19 protein-coding genes are annotated in these 19,261 nt (G+C 51.7%); 12 read left to right on the top strand and 7 right to left on the bottom strand.

Going from position 1 to position 19,261, the window contains the following annotated elements; all coding sequences use genetic code 11:
* Positions 1-41: 41 nt before the first annotated feature.
* The 3 genes from QWY27_RS01025 to QWY27_RS01015 form a co-directional block, all read right to left on the bottom strand.
* On the bottom strand, positions 42-1,025 hold the full coding sequence (locus QWY27_RS01025) for a Bug family tripartite tricarboxylate transporter substrate binding protein (protein WP_290193900.1): 984 nt from the start codon (positions 1,023-1,025) through the stop codon (positions 42-44).
* 106 nt (positions 1,026-1,131) lie between these two features.
* Positions 1,132-1,710: a TMEM165/GDT1 family protein gene (locus QWY27_RS01020; RefSeq protein WP_290193899.1), complete on the bottom strand. Its 579-nt coding sequence runs from the start codon at positions 1,708-1,710 to the stop codon at positions 1,132-1,134.
* 30 nt (positions 1,711-1,740) lie between these two features.
* Positions 1,741-2,538 carry an IclR family transcriptional regulator gene (locus tag QWY27_RS01015; protein ID WP_290193898.1) on the bottom strand — a complete coding sequence of 266 codons (798 nt, stop codon included), beginning with the start codon at positions 2,536-2,538 and terminating at the stop codon, positions 1,741-1,743.
* Between the two features lie 152 nt (positions 2,539-2,690).
* On the opposite strand from QWY27_RS01015, the gene QWY27_RS01010 reads away from it, so the two are divergent.
* From QWY27_RS01010 to QWY27_RS00995, 4 genes are all read left to right on the top strand, one after another.
* Positions 2,691-3,569 carry a polysaccharide deacetylase family protein gene (locus tag QWY27_RS01010; RefSeq protein ID WP_290193897.1) on the top strand — a complete coding sequence of 293 codons (879 nt, stop codon included), beginning with the start codon at positions 2,691-2,693 and terminating at the stop codon, positions 3,567-3,569.
* Between the two features lie 66 nt (positions 3,570-3,635).
* Positions 3,636-4,616, top strand: coding sequence for a Bug family tripartite tricarboxylate transporter substrate binding protein (locus tag QWY27_RS01005; protein WP_290193896.1), 981 nt, complete (start codon positions 3,636-3,638; stop codon positions 4,614-4,616).
* Positions 4,617-4,643: 27 nt separating this feature from the next.
* A complete protein-coding gene (locus QWY27_RS01000; protein WP_290193895.1) occupies positions 4,644-5,837 on the top strand; it encodes an alpha/beta hydrolase family protein in 1,194 nt (397 codons plus the stop codon).
* Positions 5,838-5,882: 45 nt separating this feature from the next.
* Entirely contained in the window at positions 5,883-7,025 is a 1,143-nt protein-coding gene (locus QWY27_RS00995) for an alpha/beta hydrolase family protein (protein WP_290193894.1), read from the top strand.
* A 58-nt stretch (positions 7,026-7,083) separates the two neighbouring features.
* Here QWY27_RS00995 and QWY27_RS00990 read toward each other — a convergent pair whose 3' ends face one another.
* Positions 7,084-8,028: a sodium-dependent bicarbonate transport family permease gene (locus tag QWY27_RS00990; protein ID WP_290193893.1), complete on the bottom strand. Its 945-nt coding sequence runs from the start codon at positions 8,026-8,028 to the stop codon at positions 7,084-7,086.
* Positions 8,029-8,111: 83 nt separating this feature from the next.
* Here QWY27_RS00990 and QWY27_RS00985 point away from each other — a divergent pair, with 83 nt between their 5' ends.
* The 3 genes from QWY27_RS00985 to QWY27_RS00975 are packed head-to-tail and all read left to right on the top strand — an operon-like array spanning position 8,112 to position 10,708.
* On the top strand, positions 8,112-9,005 hold the full coding sequence (locus tag QWY27_RS00985) for a LysR family transcriptional regulator (protein WP_290193892.1): 894 nt from the start codon (positions 8,112-8,114) through the stop codon (positions 9,003-9,005).
* Positions 9,005-9,919, top strand: coding sequence for a cyanophycinase (locus QWY27_RS00980; RefSeq protein WP_290193891.1), 915 nt, complete (start codon positions 9,005-9,007; stop codon positions 9,917-9,919). The genes QWY27_RS00985 and QWY27_RS00980 overlap by 1 nt, the downstream gene beginning before the upstream one ends.
* Before the next feature lie 24 nt (positions 9,920-9,943).
* Entirely contained in the window at positions 9,944-10,708 is a 765-nt protein-coding gene (locus QWY27_RS00975; RefSeq protein WP_290193890.1) for a YdcF family protein, read from the top strand.
* Here QWY27_RS00975 and QWY27_RS00970 read toward each other — a convergent pair.
* On the bottom strand, positions 10,683-12,071 hold the full coding sequence (locus QWY27_RS00970) for a TAXI family TRAP transporter solute-binding subunit (RefSeq protein ID WP_290193889.1): 1,389 nt from the start codon (positions 12,069-12,071) through the stop codon (positions 10,683-10,685). The genes QWY27_RS00975 and QWY27_RS00970 overlap by 26 nt on opposite strands.
* Before the next feature lie 72 nt (positions 12,072-12,143).
* Positions 12,144-13,112, bottom strand: coding sequence for a hypothetical protein (locus QWY27_RS00965; RefSeq protein ID WP_290193888.1), 969 nt, complete (start codon positions 13,110-13,112; stop codon positions 12,144-12,146).
* Between the two features lie 209 nt (positions 13,113-13,321).
* On the opposite strand from QWY27_RS00965, the gene QWY27_RS00960 reads away from it, so the two are divergent.
* The 3 genes from QWY27_RS00960 (at position 13,322) to trxC (ending at position 16,101) form a co-directional block, all read left to right on the top strand.
* The gene (locus QWY27_RS00960; protein ID WP_290193887.1) at positions 13,322-14,629 is read left to right on the top strand and encodes a DUF3300 domain-containing protein; all 1,308 of its coding nucleotides are present in this window, start codon (positions 13,322-13,324) and stop codon (positions 14,627-14,629) included.
* Positions 14,630-14,712: 83 nt separating this feature from the next.
* The gene (locus QWY27_RS00955; RefSeq protein WP_290193886.1) at positions 14,713-15,618 is read left to right on the top strand and encodes a DUF2950 domain-containing protein; all 906 of its coding nucleotides are present in this window, start codon (positions 14,713-14,715) and stop codon (positions 15,616-15,618) included.
* 57 nt (positions 15,619-15,675) lie between these two features.
* A complete protein-coding gene (trxC, locus tag QWY27_RS00950) occupies positions 15,676-16,101 on the top strand; it encodes a thioredoxin TrxC (protein ID WP_290193885.1) in 426 nt (141 codons plus the stop codon).
* Here trxC and QWY27_RS00945 read toward each other — a convergent pair.
* The gene (locus tag QWY27_RS00945; RefSeq protein WP_290193884.1) at positions 16,090-17,142 is read right to left on the bottom strand and encodes a glycosyltransferase family 4 protein; all 1,053 of its coding nucleotides are present in this window, start codon (positions 17,140-17,142) and stop codon (positions 16,090-16,092) included. The genes trxC and QWY27_RS00945 overlap by 12 nt on opposite strands.
* Positions 17,143-17,270: 128 nt before the next feature.
* Between QWY27_RS00945 and QWY27_RS00940 the strand changes: the two genes are divergently transcribed.
* Positions 17,271-18,494, top strand: a complete 1,224-nt coding sequence (locus QWY27_RS00940; protein ID WP_290193883.1) for a pyridoxal phosphate-dependent decarboxylase family protein — start codon at positions 17,271-17,273, stop codon at positions 18,492-18,494.
* 23 nt (positions 18,495-18,517) lie between these two features.
* The gene (locus QWY27_RS00935; RefSeq protein WP_290193882.1) at positions 18,518-19,195 is read left to right on the top strand and encodes an alpha/beta fold hydrolase; all 678 of its coding nucleotides are present in this window, start codon (positions 18,518-18,520) and stop codon (positions 19,193-19,195) included.
* Positions 19,196-19,261 lie beyond the last annotated feature (66 nt).

Here is a 19,261-nt window from a genome sequence, read left to right as displayed (position 1 = left end):
GCCGCACCCAATGGGAGCGGCTTGCCCAGCGCTGGAAGGGTTTAGTCTACGCGTGCACCGGAGCTTTTGACTATTTTCTGCCAGTTTGCCAAATCATCTTTGATCAGCGTGGCGAACTGTTGAGGCGTGCTTTGCAAGGGTTCGCAACCCTGCTTGAGCAGACGCTCTTGTACATCTTTGTCAGCCAGGGCTGTTTTAATTGCCGCATTGAGCTTGTCTACAATGGCAGCGGGAGTGCCGGCAGGTGCCAAAATGCCATACCAAGGTGTCGAGCCAAATCCAGGGATGGTCTCGCTGACGGCGGGCGTATCAGGCAAAGCGGTAATGCGCTTTTCGTTAGTGACGGCGAGCGCTTTGATCTTGCCAGCCTTGATTAAAGCGAGTGAGGACGGTGCGCTTTGAACAGAAACGGGCACTGTGCCGCCAGCAACGTCAGTAGCAGCAGCAGAAGCGCCCTTGTAGGGGACATGCTGAATATCAATACCAACCTGTTGTTTGAACATTTCCATGATCAGGTGGTTGAGTGTGCCATTGCCAGCCGAGGCGTAATTGATCTTGCCTGGGTTGGCTTTAGCCTGAGCGATCAGTTCGTTGACATTGTTGGCTGGAAAGGAGGAGTGGGCTACCAGCACATAGCCTGCACTGGCAACAAGACCAACTGGTGTGAAATCCTTGATCGGATCGAAACCAGTGGTTTTATAGAGCCAAGGATTAATCACCTGCGCGCTGTTGGTGGTGAGCATCAAGGTATAGCCATCGGGCTTAGCCTTGGCAGACATGGCAGTGCCGATGTTTCCGCCCGCGCCTGGGCGGTTTTCCACCACGAATTGCTGGCCGAGGATTTCACTCAGCTTGGCAGTCACAATTCGTGCGATTGTGTCGTTCGCACCGCCTGTTGCCTGAGGCACGATGACGGATACGGGGCGGTTCGGGTAGTCGGCCTGTGCCGAGGCAGTGCCATGCGCCATTGCGACAAGGGCGGCGCTCGTGACTAGGGCACGGGTCATGGTCGAAATTAAGCGCATACAGATCTCCGGTATTTTTGTTAGAGGTATGTTTATACATGACCCATTTCAGTTTGGGTGTTTTTTCTGAGTGGTTCTAGGTGAATATTCGATTGAAAGGCTTTTATTAAAACCCGAATCCAGCACCGGCCCCGAATAGTGTCGCGATGCCAAGTATGGCAAAAATCGCTGCCGCAATCGAATGAACGAGCTTCATCGGGATTTTGTTGGTTAATTTATCGCCGATAAAGACTGCCGGGACATCCGCGATCAACATGCCGAGTGTTGTGCCGATCACTACCATGAGGGGGGCGGCATAGTGCGCAGCCATGGCGACTGTGGCGATTTGGGTTTTATCGCCCATTTCAGCGAGAAAGAATGTGATGAGCGTCGCACCAAATACGCCAAACTTTTGGGCGACTTTAGTCTCCTCGTCTTCTATCTTGTCGGGGATCATGGTCCAGATCGCCATCCCGATGAAAGAAAGACCCAGCACCCAGCGCAGGATTTCAGGGGTGACGGCGGAGGTGATCCATGCGCCGAGCGCGCCAGCAAGGCCGTGATTGATAATGGTGGCGACCAGGATGCCGAGGATAATTGGAACAGGCTTTTTAAATCTAGCCGCAAGAATAAAAGCTAACAGCTGCGTTTTGTCGCCGATTTCGGCAAGGGCAACGACACCCGTTGAGACGAGGAGGGATTCCATTTTGGGGTGATCGTGGAGAAGAAAGAAATATTATAGTGTTGTGCCAGAGGCGCCTGAGGTTCCCGAAGTACCTAGGCTGTTTTCCATCATTGCCACTGACGCAGTGAGCCTTTTTTCAATACTGGCCAAGCGGGCGGCATCCATTCTGCTTGAAATTGAAGCGACAAAAACCGCTGCGATGGGTGTGTCATTTTTTAAGCGAAGCACTTTCCCAATAGCACTCACCCCCGAGGCGGCATGCCCCGTATCTTTGGCGTAGCCCCTCAGTCTGGTTTCCATGACGGCTTGTTTGATGGAGTCTGTGGTGAATGCTTCGTAGTGATTCAGTCGAGTACGGATGTTCGACAAGATATGTTCGACTTCTTCGTCTGCGAGTGCGGCAAGAATAGCCAGCCCGCCTGCCCCAACGCCCAATGGATGTCTGTCCCCAATCCCGGAGGTGAGGGTTTGTATCAAAAAATCTCCGGCAATGCGGTCAATGCACACGGATTCAAAACCATTTCGCTCAACGAGAAAGGCCATGTCTCCTGTTTGTTCAGCGAGCAGTCGCAAGGCAGGATGACAGAGGGTCCGCAGGTTTGTGCGGGGTAACGCGCCCATGCCGAGCTCATGTAACAAGGGGCCAAGTCGATAGCCTTTTTGTCCGTTGGGGCGGACGAGCAGTTCTTCTTTGACTAGACGCTGGAGCAGTCTATGTGCGGTCGAGCGTTCCAAGCCCGCAACCTCGGCGAGATCCGTCAGTCTGGCGTTGCGGTGATGGCTTGACGCAACGAGCTTCAAAAGCTGTATGGCTTTGGCAACAGTGCTGGCAGACTTATCGGTAGGCATTCTCGAATTTTTTTCAAATAGTGGGACGAAAATTAATTTAACACTAAATAATCGTTATTTTGTTTCACTAAATGGGAAAAATTTAAAGATGCATTGACAGGTATCTGGGCCGTCAATAAATTGAATCAACGCTGACAAACTCTTGAATAAAAATGAATCCAGCAGACCGTTTAACGTATTCGGCAATCATTGACCGTCCACCTCTCAAAGGGCCCAACGGGGAGCGCGTGATTGTCTGGCCTATTCTGAATGTTGAGCACTGGACGATCGAGCGCCCCATGCCCAGGCAAGTGTTGCCGCCTCCAACGGGTGTGACGACCTTGCCAGACATCCCGAACTGGGCTTGGCATGAGTATGGGATGCGGGTGGGTTTCTGGCGTCTGAAAGAAGCATTTGACCGGCGGGGAATTGTGCCCACCTTGTCCATTAACGGTAGCGTCTGTCTCCAATACCCTCGTGTGGCACAAGCGGCGCATGAGGCTGGCTGGGAATTTATGGGGCACGGTTTTATCCAGACGCCCACCCATCAAGTCCCGGATCAGGCGGCGATGATCAAATTGACTCTGGATACGATTGAACAGTTTACCGGCAGGCGTCCTAAAGGCTGGTTGGGCCCCGGTCTGACGCAGACGCTCGATAGTGTCGATCTACTCAAGCAGGCGGGTGTGCGTTACATCGGAGACTGGGTGTTGGATGATCAGCCGATTCCGATTGAGACAAAGCATGGCGAACTGATCGCGATGCCTTACCCCGTCGAGCTCAACGATATACCGATGATGGCGGTACAGCATCACGCATCGGATGTGTTTTTGACTCGCGTCAAAGACTCCTTCGATCGACTCTACCAGGAAGGTGAGCAAAGCGTTCGCATCATGGGTATTGCGATTCATCCTTTCTTGAGCGGTGTCCCCCATCGCATTCGATATTTTGAAGAGGCTCTTGATTACATCGCTGGTCATCAGAACGTGAGTTTTATGACGGGTGAGCAAATCTTGGGCTGGTACGAAAGCAGCAAGCACCAAGCAAAGTAGTTTCCGTATGCATTGAAATAACGTGACTTAGTTGTTCTTCTGTCTAGTTCTTATCGGAGCATGAAAATGAAAGCAAAACTGTTAGGTACGATTGTTACAGCACTCTCGGCATTGACGATGTTGGCGATGAGTTCCGTGGCAGGCGCCCAGACTTATCCCAATAAGCCGATCAAGATCATCGTGCCTTATCCTGCAGGGGATCTTGCGGATGTCATTTCACGATTAATCGGTGAAAAGATCAGTGCTGAGCTCAAGCAGTCCATTGTGGTTGAAAACAAACCGGGTGCATCAGGATTATTGGGTTTGCAAGCGCTTGCGCAAACAGAGCCTGATGGCTATACCTTTGCGATGGGCCAAATGGGAAGTTTGGCGGTCGCTCCCATCACGAATAAATGGACGATCAATGTGCTTAAGGACTTTAAGCCTGTTGCGATGACGTTTACCAATTACATGATGCTCGTGACCAATGCGCAGTTTCCACCGAAGACTTTATCTGAGTTGATTGCCTACTCAAAAACGAACCCTGGCAAAGTCCGTGTGGCGACAAACGGCGAAGGCGGATTTCCTCATCTGACCGTTGAGCTGCTTAAACAAAAAGCGGGATTCAATTACGACCACATCCCTTACAAAGGGGGCAGTCAGATCATGCCCGACTTGATTGCGGGTCGTGTCGAGGCGACAGTGCTTGGCTTTTCAAGTTTGTATCCTCAAGTGCAGGCTGGTCGCCTGAATGCTATTGCCGTGACAGGCAAGAATCGTCCTGCGACTGCACCGGAGGTCGCCACAATCGGGGAAACAGTGCAGGGCTATGAATCCCTGGGATGGTTTGGCTTGATCGCGCCTAAAAATACTCCGGATGATCGGATCAAGGTGGTCAATGATGCAGTGAATAAAGCCTTGGCGATGCCTGCTGTGCTTGAACAAGCTAAAAAGCTGGGTCTTGTCGCAGATCCCGGTTCACCCGCGCAGTTTGCAAAAACATGGCAACAAGACTATGACAAATGGGCTGGAATCATCAAAAGCCTCAATCTGGATAACAAGAAATAAAAGAGTCTCACTTAAAGGTTGGCTGACATGAAAACGACAAATGCGACACCACCAAAATATGAACCGTTCGGGTGGCATCACTGGCCCGACGACTTTTGGATGTCTTATCAGTTTCGTCGCGGTCTAGGCGAGACACAGGAGGGCGGGGGCGCGGTCAGTGAAGTGTTTCAAGCCGCTAGCAAAATCAAGGCGGGAGACCTTGAGAGCTGGTACAAGGAATGGAGACATATCGCTGATCGCAATAATACGCGCGGCGATGAGGCAATCAAACTCGGCCACGTCCGCACAGCAATGAATTGCTGGTTGCGCGCAGCAAATTATTACCGTGAGGCCGAGTTCTGGCTGGATGCGAAGGACCCCAGAAGACTGGATACCTTCACGCATGCCGAGAACGCTTCGGCGAAGTGTTTTACGCGTATGCAACCCGCTGCGGAAATCGTGGAGATTCCTTATGAGGGCGGTAAGACCTTGCCTGGCTATTTCATTCGGTCTGCAAATGGCGGAGACAAGCAGCCTGTGCTGATTTCGGTCGGTGGCTTGGATTCTTACAAGGACGAGTTGTGGTTTATGACAGGACGCGGAGCGGTTCAGCGCGGGATGTCAGTGCTGTTGGTGGATGGTCCGGGACAAGGTGGCGCGCTGAGGCGACATAATCTGACGACGCGTTACGACTACGAGGTGCCGATTGGAAAATGCATTGACTGGCTTTCCAAGCGAAATGATGTGGACACATCGAGAATTGCCGTCAGTGGATCAAGTTTGGGTGGCTATTATGCGGCGCGCGCGGCATCAATGGATCATCGCTTGGCAGCTTGTATTTCTCACGGCGCGATTTGGGACATTCATGAGCGATGGAAAGCGCGCGATGATAACCATGGGCTCGCAGGCCACATCAAATGGGTGTTTGGCGCGAAAACGATGCTTGAAGCCGCCGAAATCGCCAAGCCTTTCAAGCTTGAAGGCGTGCTGAACAACATGAAGTGTCCGTATCTGATCATTCATGGCGGCCATGACGTGTTAGGTGTCGAAACCGTTCGTACCGTCTATGACTATGCGACTCAACATGGCGTTCAAGCGACCCTGCGTTTAACCTCCGAAGAAGAGACTGGCGCAGAGCACTGTCAACATGACAACCCAACACTCGGCCAGGAATTGATGCTCGACTGGTTGGCGGATATTTTCAAAATTGATCAAACCAAGCTTGCCTTTTATCCGGGCTAGGAAGCTTGATTTGTTTTTTATTATGACTAAAAAAGAGAGAAATTCATGAGTCATTGGTTTGAGTATTTTCCAGAAAATCACATGTGGTCCCAAGGCATGATGTTTGGGATCGAAATGCAAGCTTGGGGCGCTGCTTCGATTAGTGAAATCGATCAGATTGGTCAGCAATTAAAAGCCCATGTCGGTAATAACGAAAAGTGGTGGGAAGAGTGGACAAAGATGGCCCAGCGAATCGAGGGCTTTGCCGATGCTGAGGAAGCCAAGGGCCATAAGCTCACCGCAGGTGCCTATTATTTGCGCGCTGCGATTTATTATTTCTGTGGAGAGCGTTTTGTGCCTCCTTCGGAAAAGAAATGGGACACCTACAGAAAGTGCTTGAGCTGTTTTAAAAAGGGTATTGAGCGACGCTTTCCTGAGATTGAACGTGTGGACGTCCCTTACGAGGGCACAACGTTGCCCGCCTGGTTTTTAAAGGCGGATGTCGAGGGACCCGCGCCGACGGTCGTGATGTTCGACGGCCTCGATAATGCAAAAGAAATGAGTGTGCTGTTCGGTGGAGTAGAAATTGCCAAGCGCGGAATTCACGTTTTGGCGATTGATGGTCCGGGACAGGGCGAAGCGCTCAGACTTCAGAAAATTCCGAGCCGTTATGACTACGAAGTTCCGGCGGGGGCTGCATATGATTATCTGTCAACCCGTCGAGAGGTCGATCCTAAGCGTGTGGCGGTGATGGGTTTTTCAATGGGTGGCTATTATGCGCCGCGCGCAGCTTCCATTGACCAGCGCTTTGCGGCGTGTGTGGCTTGGGGCGGACACTTCAGTTACCACGAAGCTTGGGTGCGTCGACGCAAAATCATGGAGTCTGGCGGGACCAAGATTTCAGCGCCTGGCTTTCAATTGCCCTGGGTGTTGGGTATGCCTGACATGGATGCCTGCATGAAAAAACTCGAGGACTATAACCTCGAGGGTGTCGCCCAAAAAATGACCTGTCCTTTTTATTGTTTGCACGGTGAAAATGACACAATCGTTCCTGTCGAGTTTGCAGAAAAACTTTACAAAGCTGTTGGCTCAAAGAACAAAACGCTTAAAGTGTTGACACCCTTTGATGGCGGTAGCGAGCATTGTCAGGAAGACAATCGTCAAGTCGGCGCTAACTTGGTGGCGGACTGGCTGGCAGATAACCTCTGATAAAAGAGTGAGTCGGCAGTGGCTGATGGGGAACAGGCCACTGCGCGACAAAAAACACTCATCCTAAAAAGTATGCGGCTACCTTGGCGTATAACGGTATGCCAACAATAAGATTGAACGGAAACGTCAGGCCGAGTGAAAGTCCAAAGTACAGACAGGGATTCGCTTCGGGGACAGCGTAGCGCAGCACGGCAGGCACGGCGATATAGGATGCGCTGGCGGCGAGCACCATGAGCAGCGTGGCATTGCCGGGTGACAGATTGAGCACGAGGGCCAATCCTAACGCTATCATGGCATGCAGGAGCGGTCCAACAATGGCGTAAATGATCAGGCCGGGCGAAATGCCCTTGAGCTGAGGCAGATTGCGCGCAGTCATGAGGCCCATGTCGAGTAAAAAGAATGCAAGCATGCCTTTAAAGAGGTCGCCAGAGAATGGCTGCATGGCGGCTTGACCCGCCTCGCCTGTTACCAGACCCACGACCATCGCGCCAAGCAGCAAGAGCTGGGCACCATCGGTAAAGGATTCGTGCAGGATTTTACCGACCGGGACGGAGGATTGCTGCCGAAGAGTGTTGGCGAGCACAACGGCCAGAATGATGGCTGGAGATTCCATGAGCGCCATGGCGGCAGCCATGTGGCCGCCATATTCGATCCCTTGATTTTCCAGGAACTGCACGGCTGTGACAAAAGTCACGGCGCTGACTGAGCCGTAGGTGGCCGCAATGGCCGCTGCATCAAAACCCGATAAAAAACGTTTCAACAACCAATAGCCGAGCACGGGAACAATCAGTGCTAGCAGAATCGCCGCACCGAGGCTGGCGGCGACTTCGTAGGTCAGGCCGGACTGTGCAAGCGCAAAGCCACCTTTCAGGCCGAGCGCCATTAGCAAGTAGAGCGATAGAAATCGGGAAATAGCGGGCGGTATCTCCAGGTTGGAGCGAACGAAGCCGGCGAGCACACCGAAAATGAAAAAAAGTATGGCGGGGTCGAGAAGATTTTGCATGAGCGTCCTTTTGTGCAATCTTAGAGCTCCTCGGGTTTCATTGTAAAATCGATTATTGTGTGTTGATATATAGATAAATATCTATGAATATAACGTTCAGACAGCTCAAGCTTTTTCTTGCTTTAGCGGAAACTGGCAGCGTCAGCGGTGCGGCGCGAATGATGCACGTGACGCAGCCGACCGCATCCATGCAGCTAAAGGAAGTCACGCTCGCGATCGGCGTGCCTCTGTATGAGGTGATTTCTAAAAAGGTGCATCTCACCGACATGGGGCGGGAACTTGAGCAAACCGCCCGCACAATGGTTCAGACATGGGACGCTTTTGAACAGGGCGTAGATGGTGTCAAAGGGCTTGCGCGCGGCAAACTCAGGATCGCGGTGGTGAGTACAGCGAAATACTTCATGCCGCGTCTGATCGGTTCATTTTGTAAAAGACATCCAGAGATTGATGTGTCGCTGGAAATACTCAATCGTGATGGCGTTGTCCAACGCATGCGCGACAATCTCGATGATCTTTACATCATGTCGCAACCACCCAAAGACATTGACTTGAGTGATGAAGTATTCATGGATAATCCTTTGGTGTTGATCGCAGCGACCCGCGCGCCACTGATCAAGCTAAAAAGCATTACCATGGCGAGTCTATCAAAATATCGTTTTATCCTGAGAGAAAAAGGGTCCGGTACGCGGATGGGAGTCGATCAGTTTTTCAAGAAAAATAAATTTCACCCTGATATCCGGATGGAGCTTGGCAGCAATGAAGCGATCAAGGAGGCGGTGGCTGGAGATCTAGGCATTGGGGTCGTTTCTCGTCACGCCTTGCATGGCCATCAAAAAGAGCATGGTGTAGCGGTAGTCGATGTTTCTGGCTTCCCAATTTTGTCGAGTTGGCATATCGTGCATCCGGCCAGTAAAAAATTGTCGCCTATTGCCACGGCCTTTAAAGCCCATATTCAAAAAGAAATGAAGCGTAATTGATGAAAGCTGTAGATAATTTTTTGTTTGGACTCTGGCGTATCAGAGTGAGCCTATGTATCGCCTTGTTCACTGTTGTTTGGACTGCCCGGGCTGAGGTTTTTGTTGAGCCTATCGTCCGCGGGACGCTGATAATTGTTGGAGGGGGTGACACGCCGTATCTGGTTCAAAAGCGCTTCATTGAATTAGCCGGCGGCTCGGGTCGGGCAAAGATCGCTGTATTTCCAATGGCGACGACTGAATACGATGAAGAGGCGGATGAAGTGAGGGCGGAATTTCAAACCCTGGGTGCCGACGTCGAGATACTCAATATCGATCGTGAGCAAGCTCAGTCAACCGCCTTGGACAAAGTTCTTAAGGGATTCACCGGATTTTGGTTTTTGGGTGGTGACCAGAATCTTTTAGCAAACTCTCTTTTGGGAACAAGAGCATTGTGGACCATCGAAAAGCTATACGAACAGGGCGCGGTGGTCGGGGGGACATCAGCCGGTGCCGCAGTGATGACGGCCACCATGCTGACTGGTGAGCGACGCACGAGCTCTGGTCGCATTAACGAAGATCCTAATGCGGTCGCACCCAGAAGCTCTGAGGTTGCACAAGGCTTTGGTTTGTTGCCCGGTGCAATTGTGGATCAGCATTTCAGCAGACGGTCGCGGGATAATCGTTTGGTGAGTGCGGTATTGGATCATCCCCATCTACTGGGCGTTGGGATTGATGAGGAGACCGCACTCATTGTCCGGCCTGAAGGACGCTGGGAGGTGATGGGAAACGGTCACGTAAAAATTTATGACGCCAGGCGGGCTTACGTTGTGAACGATGTGGATTCGTTTGGCGCGTCAGGCATTCGATTGCATGTTTTGCCGCGCGGATCAAAGTTCGATCCTAGACTCGGTCGGATTGGAGCTTGGCGAAAATAGTCGTACTGTTTTTATAGGCCCGATATGATTTATCTGCACAAGATTTTGCCCTTTGTCCTTTCGCCCCTAGTGATTGCGATGGGGCTGATCTTGTATGGGCTGCTGAGTAAAAAAGGCCGCTACGGCCTGTTTGGACTATTCGTCTTGTACAGTGCGAGCACATTTTTCGTGGCTGATTTTTTATTCGAACGACTTGAGGGAAAGGGCCGAGACATCCAGGTGGATGCAGTTGGCCAGGCGGACGGTATTGTGGTGCTCAGCGGCATGATGATGGGTGTGAGAGGATCGACAGGGCCCATGCAGGAGTGGGATGATGCGGACCGATTTTTTGCAGGTGTGGATTTATATCAGGCAGGCAAATCACCGCGATTGATTTTCACGGGTGGACGACTACCCTGGGAGAGAGCCGAGTTGTCAGAGGGAGCGATGCTGAAACAGTATGCCGAACGTCTCGGCGTACCTGCCCGAGCGATCAGTGTTTCAGCTGAGGCCTACAACACAGAAGAGGAAGCTCGTGTCGTGAAGCGGCTCTTTGAGCAATCTCAACCTCGAATTCTGCTCGTGACCTCTGCCTATCACATGCCTCGGGCGCAGGCTTTGTTTGAGCGTGAAGGTTTCAAGGTTGAAGCATTTCCAGTGGATTTCAAGGTCAGGGCCAAGGCATTGACGCCGATGGACTTTATGCCGGATCCGCGTGCCTTGCGCATGACGGATGTGCTGGTGCGTGAATATCTTGGGCGGTTTTACTATTGGATACGCGCCTTTACGAAATCTTTTCAATCTCCCTGATCTTGTTCAAAATCAATTGGCGAACAGTGTTGAGAGAACCTTTCATGGAATACAGCCGATTCATCTCGTCAGTGGGGATGGATACTTCAAGGGTTTCGGTATTCATCTCGCTGAGACGATCGAGTAAAGTTCGCAAGGTTTTAACGTCCTTGGCAACATCTGCCTGGCGTTCAATTTCAATGAGCTCAGCGTAAAGATTGGAAATCAGAAGCACTGCACGGGTATGTCGGTAGTTGGGAAAAAGTTTGAAAAGTGGATAGACGACAGCAAACATACCCACGAGTAGTAACCATATTTTGTCCAAATAGCTTACCAGCCAAAAGGGCAGTTGCCCTTCAAGTGCTGGCGCACCTTTGTCATAATAGCGGGCGGCAATAGGGCTCAAAGGGATGTTGTGATCGAGATAAGCAGGAAAAAAATCGGGATTGCTGAAAAGTGGTTCAAGGCTGCGGCTGATGCGTTCAGCCGCAGACATGAATATGTATTGAACAGCGGGGTGGGTGTCTTTGTGAATCATCAATGTTGCGGTCGTTGCCAGCATATTCACATCGCTTGAGGGTCGACGATGAAGCAAGTCCAGCGAACCTTTGGGCAAAACAACCGGATTCAGGAAAGGAAGTTTTTTCGAGATCGCTTGCGCATATTCAAAGTTGAACAGTTGGAGATCTTGACGCTTGAGTAGTTGTTGTAAAACAGGTCCAGTTTCCGCATCCGCAATAAACATCGCAAATATTTCACCATTGAGCAATTGCTTGATCGCTTCGGCATTGGTCAGGTGAATAAAGTTCGGATTGTTTTGAATACGCGTGTTTGTGAGAGAAAGCACTCTTTCACTTAAAATTTCAGTACCACTTCCAATCGGCCCGACGGATACTTTGTTGTTCCTGAAGGCGGAAATGACCTCGGGGGATGTGAGAGGCTCACCATGATGAAATAACCAAAGTGGAACGTACTCAACACTGCCAAGCGTCTGCAGATTCGGGTAGAGTCCCTTCGGGGTTATGCCTGCTAAAGAGAAGGCTGCTGTCACTTCGGAACCAGAACGACTGATCTCTTGAATACTCTCTGTGTAGCCGTTTGTGTTGACAAGATGAAGCGTAATTCCCTCGTTTTCAAAATAGGGTTGGAATTTCTTGCCCAGCTGTTCAAAGCTTGACCCTGGCTGTCCGACCGCTAAGTAGATGTTGCGTGGTGGAAGCGGATCAGAGGCAAGAAGTAGAATAGAGATACCGCCAATTAACAGCAAAAGCATCGGCCATTCAGTACGAATCAATCTCTTCCAGTCGACGATCTCCTGGACGAGTGATCTGACCGAATGGGCAATGATAGAGGGATCTTGATTCTTTTGTCTGTTTGACGGCATGGCAGCTTGGCAACTGGATAGTAACTATTGGCTCATCAACCATTATGCGCCAATTTTCCTGAAAATTACCTCCTAAAAGCTGACAGCCAGGCCGATCGCAAAACCACGCACATTATCTCCAAAGGCATACCTTGCTACGACTCGCGTGCGTGTGACGACTGCTTTGTATTTGCTGGAGTCGAATTCAATACCGACGCCTACAGACGTTAAGTTGTTAAAGCCTAGTAAACCTCTCTGGTCACCAAGATAGACCGTGTTGGCGGCCTCAAGGACGTAGCGAAGGGGGCGGTCCATCATTTGCAAACCTGTTGGTGCGCGATATCTGGCGTAGACGCTTGCAGCTTCGGCGGAGGCTGAGCCGCTGACCACTTCGGAAGAATCAAATGTTCGCAGTCGGATGTTGGTGTAACGTAATTCGAGGTCGATTTCATGCTCTGGTTTGACTAGCGTGTAGTCAAGCATGATTGAACCGCCTAGACCGTATGCATTCAGTCGGCCTCTTTTAAGGAAATCAAATGAGGGGTCGAACTTGTCGTCCAAAAAACGACCGGCGACAGATGCATCTGACTCAAGATGTGCGAGTGAAAAATTAAAGATGGGTCGCAGTACGAGATTCGGGGCAATAGGAAAGTCATAACCCACTCCTCCGGATAAAGCGATCGAGTTCCAGCGTGCGGGAACAGAACGAAACTCTTGACCACGCTCAGTAACAAATACGGGATCGAATCGCATCAAGGCGGCAGAGCCTTCGAGGTAGACAGGAACTTTTTTACTGATCGTTTCACCGCCTGCAAACTGTGTCATGAATAATCGATTCTGACCGACCTGATCGTCACGCACCGAAAGAAAACTACTCGTTAAGTCAGGCACAACGGAGTAAGACATCATCGCCAATACTTCATCCGCGCTTTCTTTGATTTTGGCAGCCGGCAGCAAGCCCCGTCCTTGCGCGTGCGAGACGTTTAGAGGCGATGCAATGAGAGATAAAAGCAAAGCAAATAATGGAGCGAACACGTTGGCGGCGATGCAAGCTCTAAGCATGTTGTTTAAAAACTTCATAATCAGCGAATCAAATAAACCCAATGGCGTACGCCGAATATATATAGAGAGATTTATTTAAATAAACGAGAAGATTAATGCTTTCGCAGTCATTAAGCGATAGGCAACGATTGTAATATTTACATCTCGTCAGCACGATTTAAAACTGATCGCCGCTGTTCACGCAAGCTTGACTCCACAGAGGATGACATATGCAGACCCCATACCGATTGTCGATGATTGTTCTTGCTCTAACTGTTGTTTGGGCCGCGCCGACAGTTGGGCAATCTGCAGGTGATGGCACTGCCGCACCCCAAGCGCAAAATGCCAATGCACCTGTTTTTTCAGCGCAGGAAATCGATGCGATGGTCGCACCGATTGCGCTTTATCCAGATGCATTGCTTTCACAAGTGCTCATGGCAGCTACGTATCCGCTTGAAATTGTTCAGGCGGCGCGCTGGTCTAAATCCTCGGGTAACACTGGTGGTGAAGCAGCCCTGAGCAAAGTGAGTGATCAAACTTGGGACCCGAGCGTGCAGTCGCTCGTTGCTTTTCCCCAAGTGCTGACAATGATGAGTGATCAACTTGATTGGACGCAAAAATTAGGCGATGCGTTTCTGGCCCAGCAGGGCGACGTCATGGACTCTATTCAGCGTTTGCGACAGCAGGCGCAGAAAGCGGGTAATTTGACCTCCAACACACAGCAGAATGTTTCCACGCAAGGTCAGACCATCATCATTGAACCTGCGCAACCAAACGTAGTGTATGTTCCGGCATATAACCCGACTGTTGTGTATGGAGCCTGGGCGTATCCTTCATACCCTCCTGTTTATTACCCCGGTGTGATGAGTTGGTATCCTGGTCAGGCTGTTGTGAATGGTCTGATGTGGGGTGCGGGTGTTGCGGCAGCGGGTGCGATTTTTGGTGGGTTCAATTGGAACAATCGTGACGTCAATATCAACGTCAACAATTTCAATCGGATCAATCGCAACAATTTTTATTCCGGTCAAGGTAACAGCAGTTGGAAGCACAATCCGCAACACCGCGGAGCGGTCGCGTATCGCGACAATGGTTCGCGTCAGCGATATTCGACCAGGGATGCGAGTGCAGTCAACGCAAGAAATGATTTGCGTGGACATGGTCCGGCGCAGGGTGCCGGGCGCCCCGGCGATCGCACGCCTGCGCGGGATGGCGCTGGCTTAGGTGGTGGTGCGGGTCAGGCGCGACCTGCTGCAGCGCCGCAACGCGATGCTTTGCAAAATCGTCCTGCAGCACCGCAGCGTGATGCTTTGCAAAATCGCCCTGCAGCACCCCAACGCGATGCTTTACAAAATCGTGCAGCACAAGCTCAGCCTGCGGCTCGCGCGGATGCTTTCAGGGGCGTGGATGCTGGGAGACAATCCATTGATAGAGGTCGTGCAAGCGCGGCAGCTGCCTCGCGTCCGAACGTCGGACATGGCGGTGGCGGGGGCCGTCCTGGCGGGGGCGGTGGTGGAGTGAGGGGACATGGCCGTGGCTAAGCATGCTCATTCATAAAAGCGCATTGATCAACAGCGCACCCCATTCTAAATAAAACATTATTCAGACTTTTATTGAGACCACTATGATTGCACGCATCAGTTCAGTAGTGCTTATGACGCTTGGCTTGTTGTTGGGTTCGGCGACGGTTCAGGCGCAACGTATTCAGCAAGTTTTTAAAACACCTCAGGCGGCGATGGAGGAGTTTGGCTATGCTGTGAAAAATAAGGATGATCTCTTGTTTCGTTTGATGCTGGGCGACGATTACAAGACCTTTATTCCAGCTCCCACCAAAGAGGAATATCAGCGGTTTGTGGCGGCCTGGGACAAAGCGCACACCATCGTGATGGATAATCCTGAGCTGGCACATATTGGTGTGGGTGAGAAAGGCTGGACGTTGCCCATTCCTTTGGTCAAGCAAGGTAATGATTGGCGCTTCGACATTGATCTCGCGATGCAGGAAATGAGGGCGCGGACAATAGGCTCAAACGAAATCGCTGCGATCAAAGCGATGCTTGCCTACGGTGACGCACAGATGGAATACGCCGAGAAAGATCGCATGGGTGATGGCGTATTGCAATACGCACAACGCTTGCAAAGCACACCGGGCACTAAAGATGGTTTGTACTGGCCCACCAATGCGGATGAGCCTCGCAGTCCGATTGGCGAGTATTTTGCGCAATCCAAGTCGATTGATGACATCGATCAGCGTGGTTTTCATGGATATTTATTCCGCATTTTGACCTCGCAAGGATCGGCAGCGCCAGGTGGAGCGCTCGACTATGTTGTAAATGGTCGTATGATTGGCGGGTATGCATTGTTGGCCTGGCCAGTCTCCTATGGTGAAACGGGTGTGATGACCTTTATGGTGAATCAGGCGGGCCAGGTGTATCAAAAGAACCTGGGTCCAGCAACGGAACGATTGGCGAAACAAATCACGACTTTCAATCCTGATAGCACCTGGCAAAAGGTGTCGAAAGACGATCTCTGAGTGGCGGTGTGAGTGGCGCACCAGGGGTCGGTTAAACGCCCACTCCTGGAGAAGCATATGAGACTGACTTGCCCCCATTGTCATCAAACAAATCAGCTCCCTGTTGAGCGGCTAGACAGCGCACCGGTTTGTGGCAAGTGCAAACAAGATTTGTTGTCTGCCCCTGTCGATGTGGATGAATGGTCTTTTAACGAGCTGTTGGCGCACTCACCTCTGCCAGTTGTGGCGGATTTTTGGGCCTCGTGGTGTGGACCTTGTCAGATGTTTGCGCCTACATTCAAAGCGAGCGCTGCCAAGCACGCAAACCGCGTACTCCACATCAAAGTCAATACTGAAGATAATCAGATGTTGTCTCAGCGACTGAATATCCGTTCTATTCCGACACTCGCTGCCTATGCAGGTGGAAAGGAAACCAATCGTGTGAGCGGTGCCTTGCCCGCCGCTGCGCTCGAGCAATTCATTCAGCGGGCTTTAACGGCTTAACTGGGTGTAGAGGGTCAGGTATTTTTGTGCCATGACACCGACATCGTGCTCGGTGCGCACATAATCAGCAGCCCGGGCGGTCATTTGTCGGACTTGCTCGGGGTGGCTGAGGATCCAGTCTATGCGCTGTGCAATAGCGTGGGCCTGACCGACTGGAACGAGTAAGCCTCGACCATCCGCCAGCACTTCCTTAATCCCACCCGTTTGCGTGCCAATGACAGGAATGCCGAGCGACATGGCGTCGAGCAGGCTGCTGCCGAGTGCTTCAAACTTTGAGCACAATAAGAACGCGGTGAGGGCGGGATATAGCTGCTCAGGGTTTTTTTGAAAACCCAAGAGCAAATATTGCTGATCGAGACCAAGTTTTGAAATGAGGGCGCGCGAAGCTTCTGAACATGCGCCATCCCCACCCCAATGGACAAAGACGACATTTGGATGGTCTTTGCAAACGAGCGAAGCGGCTTCAATGAGCGTGAGTGGATCTTTTTCTGAGGTGAGTGCCGCACTGGTGCCGATCAGTTGCTTGCCTTGAAGTCCGTGTGTGTGGATGAGTTGGTGGATTCTATTGGTATCCGGGGTAATTGCGGGTGTCGCACTTGGGATAATGACGGGCTCTATGCCAAAACGCCGAGGCTCGGCGGCGGCTGCCTGACTGATCGCGACCAGTTGGTCAACGCTTTTCCATTTCAGTCGGGTGAAGAGTTGTCCTGTTTTGACAGGAAATTCAGTGCGACGTGAAAACACAATCGGACGTCGGTGAAAAGGCTTAGCCAGTACGGCACCTGTGACCGCTCCCGCGGTTTGTGCATGCAGCACATCGAAACGCGACCCGTGACAAGCGAGCCATCTCGCCAGAGACACCGCATTGCGTGCGTGATGAACGGTAAAACCCCGCTCCTGCGCTTTGCGAACAAGCTCGGCGTCACCGCGAGCCACGAGCTCGACATGATGGCCTTGCTCGCGTTGCGCGCAGGCGGTGAGAAGCGTTTGACGCTCACCGCCTCGCCAGCCTTTTTCAAGGTTGAGTTGAAGTATCTGCATGGGTCAAGAATAACAGAGGACGTGCATGAGGCTCGTGCCTTGCGGGGGCGGACGATCTGTGGCTAAGCTCGGCGATAATAACGATATTGTCTGTGATCAAATATTTTATCTATTGGGGTTGATGTTTCATGCCGCGCGAACCGGATCAGGAGTTTTTGCTCGACTCGCATGCCTTGCACCAGGCGATTGCTCTGATGGGTAAGACGCTTGAGCCTCTCGACCCAGCTCTGCTCGGTTCGAGTCTGCAAGAAAAGGGGCTGGGTTCCGTTGCGACGCTGGAGCAGCTCGCGCCAATCGTCTTCGGTCAGGCTGCACGGCTCGGATCGCCAACTGCGTTTGCCCACAAGGACCCGCCAACGCCCTGGGTGACTTGGGCGACAACGCTCTGGAATGCCTCACTCAATCAGAATCTTTTGCATCCCGCCACTGCACCCGTTGCGCGTCAGCTTGAGGAAAAAGTCGTTGAGTGGCTCTGTCCGTACTTCGGTATGACGGGCGGGCATATGACACCGGGTTCATCGGCTGCCAATTTGACCGCGCTTTGGGCCGCTCGGGAGTGCGCCGGTATTCAAGAGGTGGTTGCATCAGATGCGGCACATTTATCAATCAAAAAATCCGCGCACATACTTGGTTTGCGTTGCACGCTGGTGCCGACAGATGAGCAGGGTGTGTTGCGTGCTGATGCTTTGCCCGCAGACTTGTCCCGTGCGGCGTTGGTGTTGACCGCTGGCACGACGAGCGTGGGGGCGCTGGATCCTCTTGGGCTGATCGGTCAGGCCGCGTGGACACATGTCGATGCCGCTTGGGGCGGACCTTTGCGTTTGACTCGCTTCTCTGACCGACTTGTCGGGATTGAACAGGCAGATTCTGTCGCGGTTTCTTCACATAAATGGCTTTTTCAACCTAAAGAGTCCGCACTCATTTTCTTTCGTGATTCTGTCAAAGCGACTGAAGCGATTAGTTTTGGAGGTGCATATCTGACTGAGCCCAATATTGGTTTACTGGGCTCTCATGGTGCGACAGCGATCCCTTTGCTCGCCATGTTGATGAGCTGGGGAAGAGAAGGGGTCGCTCAAAGAATTGAGCGCTGCATGGCCATGGCCGAAAAGCTGGCTGACTTTATTCGTGCAGATAACAGGCTTGAGCTGTATGCCAAGCCGATGACTGGCATTGTTGTCTGGCGAGCGCGTGACCCGCAGATATTTGAACGACTACTCAAGCATTTGCCTGTCGGTATGACTTCGACAGTCACGATTGAACAGAACAAATGGCTGCGTAATACTGCAGCCAATCCCAACGCAGATGTGCCTTTGATGATTGAAACGATTCAGCAAGTTTTGGATGCGGTATGAATGCAATGAAAAGTGATCAGCCTATGAACAAACCAACTATTGTCCTGGCCCCCGGCTTCATGACGGACTATGACATGTGGCGGGATTTTGTCCCCTTTCTCAAAGACTATAACGTGATCTATGCAGACTTTAGGGAGGGTCAAACATTACAGGAGTTGGCCGCGAGCAATTTAAGCCGTTGTCCAGAGCGGTTCATTTTGATTGGCTTTTCTTTGGGCGGGTACATTTCGCGACATATGTTGTATCAGGCGCCAGAGCGTGTCGAAGCCCTTGTGCTGATTGGCACCTCTACGCGTCCTTCCGTTCCGCCGGTCACCGATGGGTCTGCGACAAAGATGTTTCGTGGGATGAGTCGAAGCGCACTCAAGCGAGCCGTGCATGTAGATCGTGAAAACGACGAGACGTTGATTGCCCGACTCAAGGACATGGGCGAGCGTCTCGGTGCCGAGGTGTTTACCCGACTCTCGGCACTTGAGCGCAAGTCTGATCTTGAGCAAATGAAACACATCAAATGTCCGGTGCTCGTCGTGACTGCAGATCAGGATCGTTTACGCACGATGGAAGAGTCGACGGAGATGGCTGAAGCGGCGCGCGCTCCTCTAGTTGTACTCAAGCATTGTGGTCACATGATGCCGATGGAAGAGCCTGAGCAACTCGCAAACATCGTGTTGCCCTGGCTCGCGGATAAGCGTCGCACATGACGATGGCCATCGCAGTTTGTCAGTATTTGCGAGTAAATTTGGAGAGGGTCGACGATGAGGGTGCTA

The sequence above is a fragment of the Zwartia vadi genome (assembly GCF_030410375.1).
GTDB lineage: Bacteria > Pseudomonadota > Gammaproteobacteria > Burkholderiales > Burkholderiaceae_B > Zwartia > Zwartia vadi.
Note: the sequence above shows the minus strand (reverse complement) of the source record. Positions and strands in the feature narration are given on the sequence as shown.